Annotated in this window: 5 protein-coding genes and 1 tRNA gene; 4 read left to right on the top strand and 2 right to left on the bottom strand. The window is 53.4% G+C overall.

What is annotated here, in order from left to right; translation table 11 throughout:
* Window positions 1-131: 131 nt before the first annotated feature.
* Window positions 132-208: transfer RNA gene (locus tag EA58_RS07280), tRNA-Met, on the bottom strand.
* A gap of 130 nt (window positions 209-338) precedes the next feature.
* Window positions 339-884, bottom strand: a complete 546-nt coding sequence (gene orn / locus EA58_RS07275) for an oligoribonuclease (protein ID WP_036750864.1) — start codon at window positions 882-884, stop codon at window positions 339-341.
* Between the two features lie 80 nt (window positions 885-964).
* Here orn and rsgA point away from each other — a divergent pair, with 80 nt between their 5' ends.
* The 4 genes from rsgA to EA58_RS07255 all read left to right on the top strand — a co-directional run bounded on the left by rsgA (window position 965) and on the right by EA58_RS07255 (window position 6,689).
* On the top strand, window positions 965-2,017 hold the full coding sequence (gene rsgA / locus EA58_RS07270) for a small ribosomal subunit biogenesis GTPase RsgA (RefSeq protein ID WP_036750862.1): 1,053 nt from the start codon (window positions 965-967) through the stop codon (window positions 2,015-2,017).
* A gap of 143 nt (window positions 2,018-2,160) precedes the next feature.
* On the top strand, window positions 2,161-3,063 hold the full coding sequence (gene asd, locus EA58_RS07265) for an archaetidylserine decarboxylase (RefSeq protein WP_036750860.1): 903 nt from the start codon (window positions 2,161-2,163) through the stop codon (window positions 3,061-3,063).
* 136 nt (window positions 3,064-3,199) lie between these two features.
* Entirely contained in the window at window positions 3,200-4,615 is a 1,416-nt protein-coding gene (locus tag EA58_RS07260; RefSeq protein ID WP_036750859.1) for an SLC13 family permease, read from the top strand.
* Window positions 4,616-4,805: 190 nt separating this feature from the next.
* A complete protein-coding gene (locus tag EA58_RS07255; RefSeq protein WP_036750858.1) occupies window positions 4,806-6,689 on the top strand; it encodes a methyl-accepting chemotaxis protein in 1,884 nt (627 codons plus the stop codon).
* Window positions 6,690-6,849 lie beyond the last annotated feature (160 nt).

Raw genomic sequence — 6,849 nt, 5'->3', positions numbered from 1 at the left:
TTTCGACAACCTGACATATGTCAAATCATCTGAATTCGCTGGTTGCGGAGGCCGGATTTGTACCGGGCGGCGCATCCATCGACGGCCTGAGGGTTATGACATTGAAACCACCCAAACTATCGATAAAAATTTGGTTGCGGGGGCCGGATTTGAACCGACGACCTTCGGGTTATGAGCCCGACGAGCTACCAAGCTGCTCCACCCCGCGTCCGAATATACTGAAAAGCAAACTAAAACATTATTGCCTTTCGAGGCTGCGCATTATACGAGGAAAAAAGGCGGATGCAATACTTCTGCAAAAAAAACTCCGCCTTCTCGTTCAAGCGCTCATTTAAGCATCAGATCTTAAAGATTTGCTCACGATAATAACGCAATTCCGCAATGGACTCACGAATGTCATCCAGCGCCAAATGGCTGCCTTCCTTGTGAAAACCATCCAAAACTTCAGGTTTCCAGCGACGCGTCAGTTCCTTTAACGTACTGACATCCAGATAGCGATAATGAAAATACTGCTCCAGTTCCGGCATATGGCGGTACAAAAAGCGACGATCCTGGCCAATGCTGTTGCCGCAAATCGGGGACTTGCCCTGAGGCACCCACTGTTTAAGGAACGCAATGGTCTGACGAACCGCTTCCTGCTCATCAATCTGGCTTTGCTGAACTCGGGCCACCAGCCCACTTCCGGTGTGAGTATTGGTGCACCATTCATCCATTTTGGCCAGTTCTGCTTCCGGCTGATGGATTGCCAGTACCGGCCCCTCAGCCAGAATATTGAGCTGCGCGTCGGTCACAATGGTCGCAATTTCAATGATTTTGTGAGTATCCGGGTCCAGACCTGTCATTTCCAGATCGATCCAAATCAGATTCTGATCGCTGATTGTCATTGGAAGTTGCCTATTTGATGACTAAAGCATGTATCATACTTAGCCTGAAATGAAAGCCAACCAAACAGAACGATATTCTTGTGGCAAAAAAGAAAAAGCTGACTAAAGGTCAGAGCCGACGTGTCCGCTCTAACCAAAATAAGCGCCTGAAACAGGGTGCTGAAGATATCCAGTGGGACGAAGCCCTACTGGAAAGCGCCCGTGAAGGCTTGGTGATCACCCGTTTCGGCCAGCATGCCGATATCGAAGATCCGGAAACCGGTGACATCCACCGCTGCAACCTGCGTCGCAGCATTCAGAGTCTGGTCTCCGGGGACCGGGTTGTCTGGCGTCCAGGCGTCGAAGCGCTGCAGGGCATTGCGGGTGTGGTGGAGGCTGTCCATGAACGGACTTCCATGCTGACACGTCCCGACTATTATGACGGCGTGAAACCCGTCGCGGCGAACGTGAATCGCATTATCATCGTTTCCTCGGTGCTGCCGGAACTGTCGCTCAATATTATCGACCGATATCTGGTTGCAGCCGAAACCGTTGAGATTGAACCACTCATTGTGCTGAACAAAGTCGATTTGCTGGATGATGACAACCGTCAGCGGGTCGAGGAAACTTTGTCGCTGTATCGGAAGATCGGCTATGAAGTGCGGTATGTCAGTACGATGACGGGCGAAGGATTAGAAACTCTGAAAGCCGATCTAAAAGATCACATCAGCATCTTTGCCGGACAATCCGGGGTGGGTAAATCCAGCCTGGTCAATGCCCTGATGCCTGAAGTTGAAGCTGAAATCGGCGACGTCTCGGAAAACTCCGGTCTGGGCCAACACACCACCACGGCAGCCCGGTTGTATCACTTTGCCGACGGCGGTGATCTGATCGACTCACCCGGGGTGCGTGAATTTGGTCTCTGGCATTTAGAGCCGGAACAAGTCACCAAAGCGTTTGTCGAATTCAGAGATTATCTGGGAGGCTGTAAGTTCCGAGACTGTAAGCACAAAGATGATCCGGGCTGCCTGCTGCGCGAAGCGCTGGAAGATGGCAAAATCAGCCAGGAACGATTCGACAGCTACCATAAAATCATTGACAGTATGTCGGAAAACATTGCGAACCGTCAGTTTTCCCGCAACAAGCAAAATTAAGCCGTCATTTTGCGAACAGGCTTCCTCTGTCGGGAGCTCAGCCTGACTTGGCCTGTGAATTCGGATAGAATTCGCAGCCCGGGTCAGCGTCGCGTGAAGTGACAGACCAAACCATTGATTTGTAATAGATTTGGGATCTTATTGTGAGCGATAACCTGAAAATTGGCCTGCAATACTGCGCGCCGAAACACGCCCTGACCCGTCTGGCAGGCAAGCTGGCTGATCTGAAAGGCGGCTTTGTGACCACAGCGGTCATCCGTTGGTTTATCAACCGCTACAAAGTCGATATGTCCGAAGCGCGCCACGAAGACCCGGCATATTATGCAACCTTCAACGACTTTTTTGTTCGTGAACTGAAAGAAGACGTACGTCCGCTCAACGATGAGCAAGATGCCTTCTGTCACCCGGCAGATGCCTGCGTCAGCCAGCTCGGTCCAATTGAAAAAGGCCAGCTGATTCAGGCCAAAGGCCACACCTACGAAGCCGTCGAACTGCTGGGTGGTGATCAGGCACTGGCTGATGAATTCGCAGCCGGTGAATTCGCAACTCTGTATCTGTCACCGCGAGATTATCACCGTGTTCACATGCCATGTGACGGCACACTTCGCCAGATGATTTATGTTCCGGGCGATCTGTTCTCGGTCAATCCGCTGACGGCAGAGAACGTCCCGAACCTGTTTGCCCGTAACGAACGTGTGGTTTGTATTTTTGATACCGAATTCGGTCCGGTCGCTCAGGTACTGGTTGGTGCCACCATTGTTGGCAGCATCGAAACCGTCTGGGCCGGGACGATTAACCCACCCCGTGGTCCGGTTGTGCGCCGCTGGGACTATCCTGCGGAAGGTGAACAGGCTATCACTCTGAAAAAAGGTGAGGAAATGGGCCGATTCAAGTTAGGCTCAACCGTCATCAACCTGTTCCCAAAAGACATGATCGACTTCGAAGCCAACCTGGCACCAAATATTCCGACCCGTATGGGTGAAGCTTATGCCCGCCTGAAATCTGCACCGACAGCACAGGCCACTGACACCAGCAGTGACGCATAACAGACACAGCACGCAAAACAACAAAGGGACGTTTACAGACGTCCCTTTTTGATCCTGCTTTTTGATCTGCGCCATCCTATGCATCCGGATGAAACTGATATGCTGTCGCTGTCTGCCTATACAGAGAGCACAGGGAATGCCGGAACTATCTTTCTCACAACTGCTGAAGTTATTGTTCGCCTTTGGCTTACCATTTGCCCTGCTGCAAATGCCCACCGAATCCCTGCCGCTGGACGGACTGACCCTGATCCAGCACCGTTTGCTGGCTATTTTCGTCATGGCTGCACTGCTCTGGGTCTTAGAACCGGTGCCGGTATACGCCACTTCTCTGCTCATTATTGTGCTGGAACTGGTACTGCTCTCTGATCAGAGCCTGCTCACTTTCCGTCATTCAGCCGGCGAAACACCACTTGGCGAGTTACTTCCCTACACCGATATTTTTCACGCCTTCGCCTCACCCATCATCATGCTATTTTTGGGCGGCTTCGCGCTGGCGATTGCAGCCGCGAAATACCGTTTGGATACCAATCTGGCCCGTGTGCTGCTTCGCCCTTTTGGCAATGAGCCCCGCTATATCATGCTCGGTTTGATGCTGATTACGGCTATTTTCTCGATGTTCATGTCCAATACTGCGACGACAGTCATGATGCTGGCACTGCTGGCGCCAATTCTGGCTGCGGTGCCCAAAGAAGATTCAGGTGTCAAAGCGCTGGTGCTGGCCGTGCCAGTCGCTGCCAACACCGGCGGCATCGCAACTCCGATTGGCACGCCGCCCAATGCTATTGCCCTGCAATACCTGACCGAAGAGCACAGTATCAGCTTCCTTGAATGGATGGCGATTGGTCTGCCTTTTGTCCTGGTACAACTCGGACTCGCCTGGTGGCTGCTACAACGCCTGTTCCCAACCCGGCTGGCCACACTGGAGTTACGGCTGGAAGGTCAGTTTCAGCACAACTGGCATGCCTGGGTGGTGTATCTGACCTTCGGCGCAACCATCCTGCTCTGGCTGACAACGGCGCTGCATGGCATGAATGCTTATGTGGTCGCCCTGATCCCACTCACCGTTTTTGCCCTGACCGGTATCATCGGCAAAGAAGAACTCAAGCTGTTTAACTGGGATGTGCTCTGGCTGGTTGCCGGGGGGATTGCCATCGGAATGGCGCTTGAAAAGACCGGACTGGCAAGACAACTGGCGCACGCTATCAATTATGAAGCCCTGCCATCGCTGTTGATCCTGGCTTTGCTGTCACTGCTATGCTGGCTGATGGCAAATTTCATGTCGAACACGGCGACAGCAAACCTGTTGATGCCGATTGGCGCAGCCATCGCGACTTCAGTTCCGGCACTGGCAAACGCAGGAGGCCTGCCGTCTATGCTGGTGATTCTAGCCTTTTCAGCCTCACTGGGCATGGTGCTACCGGTCTCAACACCGCCCAACTCCCTGGCATATTCCACTGGACTTTTTGACAGTCGAGACATGATGAAAATTGGTGTGCTGGTCGGGCTCAGTGGCCTGCTACTGCTCTATCTGGCAGCCTTATTGATTTTATGAGTGATAGTGGAGAAAGCGAGAACAGGGATATTGGAGCAGGCTCACATCCTAACAACAGACCTCTCAATTTTGCGTCAAGCTGACATCAGTTTCGCTGATAATAACGGGTGACTCGCAAGGTCAACAGACCTAAATTCGCTCGCCCTCCGTCGGGATGAGAAGGGCAAGGACAGACCCCCGGAATTGCAGTATGAAACTCACAATAAAGCTCAAAATACAGGTAGCGATCGCTGCCATCATTGCAATCGTCAGTGCAATTCAAGCTGGCATTTCTATTTCTCAGCTCCGCAACGAAACCACCAGTGAAGTGAACGCCCAGATGAGCGCCATCGGGGCCGCAACCGGGGACTATATTGCCGATTGGCTGAACGCCCGCCGCGATATGCTGCTGGCCAATTTGCCGCTGATCGCAACAGACAACAATGTCGACCGTGAACTTTTGCTGACCAAGAACGCCGGACACTTTCTTTCTGTGTACGCAGGCTTTTCCGATGGCAGTATCGCCTACGGCGATAAAACCGAAGACTGGCCGTCTGACTATGACCCGCGCACCCGTCCCTGGTATCAGGACGCGATGAAATCCAGCAAGCTGATCCTGACCGAACCCTATCAGGATTTTGATGGCAGTCTGGTCGTCAGCTTTGCCCGTTCTTTCAACGGCGAGCGTCAAGGCGTACTGGCAGCTGATCTGACGGTCACTCACATCATTGATAAAATTCTTGGCCTCAAACTGGACAATGCCGGCTTCGCTTTCCTGATCGACGGCAACAATACCCTGGTCGCCTATCAGGACGCATCGCTCAGCCGCAAGCCGCTGACCCAGCTGGATAATGAACTGACGTCCGCCTTTATCCGCAGCCTGACCAGCAGCCAGAAGGTCGCCGAGTTCCATTTTGATAAAGACAATCAGGAGAAGCTGATCCGAATCGCACCGATTGCCGGGACAGACTGGTCGGTCGGGATTGTTCAGGATAAAACGCTGGCCTATGCCGCTATCGGCAAAACCCTGTCTTTCACCCTGCTGGCTTCATTGCTGATTTACGCAGTGATTGCCATCCTGGCCGGCTTGATCATCAACAGCCTGCTGCGCCCACTGAACGATCTGAACCGTTCGGTTCATGCGCTGACTCAGGGGAATGGCGATCTGACCCAGCGAATTGAAATCCAGCGCATGGATGAAGTCGGTGAACTGGCCGAAAACATGAACCTGTTCCTCAGCCAGCTGCAACAGATGATCAAAGGGATTGTTGACCGTTCCCACAACCTCAGTGAACAGGCCGAACAGTCATTCTATCAGGCCCGCCAGGCTTCAGAGCGGGTCAATGGCCAGCAAGGCGAAATCAACCAGATCGCGACAGCAATCCACGAAATGTCGGCCACTGCGGCTGAAGTCGCCAGCCATGCTGAACTGACCGCCGCAGCCGCACAATCTTCCACCAGCGCCTGCGATCAGGGACAGGCGGTCATCAGTCAGAACCGCGAAGCCATTGTCTCGCTGGCCAATCAGGTTCAGGAAGCGGCCAACGTGATTCAGGCACTGGAAGCCAATGCGCAGGATATCAACCATATTCTGGCCACCATTCAGGGCATTGCCGAACAAACTAATCTGCTGGCACTGAATGCCGCCATCGAAGCGGCACGAGCCGGTGAACAGGGACGCGGTTTCGCCGTGGTTGCCGATGAGGTTCGGGTGCTGAGCCAGCGAACCCACGATTCCACAGAAGAAATCCGCGCCATGATTGAAACCCTGCAAAACAATACCCGTCACGCGGTCGACAGTATGGGAGCCAGTACCGATCTGGCGGGCCAGAGTGTGGACTATGCGCAGGCAGCCAGTGACAGCCTGACGCAGATCACCCGGGCCATCGGAGAGATTTCTGATATGGCAACTCAAATCGCCAGTGCCGCAGAAGAACAGCGCGCGGTGAGTGAAGACATCAGCCGTAATACCCAGACGATCCGTGACGTCTCAGATCATCTGGCGACTCAGACACAGGATGTCAGCCACAGCGCCCAAGGCATGAGCCAGGCCGCAGAAGCAATGCGGGCCGACGTCTCGCGCTTCAAGATTTAAGCGCCGAACAATCTTCACCCTCCCGGCCAGCCAAGCGCTGGCCGTTTTTTATGCGTTCCCCTCCCCTCATCCCATACCATTTCCCGCCGCTTTCCTGCATGATAAGCGCCCTGTCAGGACAACACTTTGTCACCACCGTATTTTTTCGATAAGGATATTC

Origin of the sequence: Photobacterium galatheae, from assembly GCF_000695255.1 — a bacterium.
In the GTDB taxonomy this organism is placed as follows: Bacteria; Pseudomonadota; Gammaproteobacteria; order Enterobacterales; family Vibrionaceae; genus Photobacterium; species Photobacterium galatheae.
This window is presented reverse-complemented; position numbering and strand designations above follow the sequence as displayed.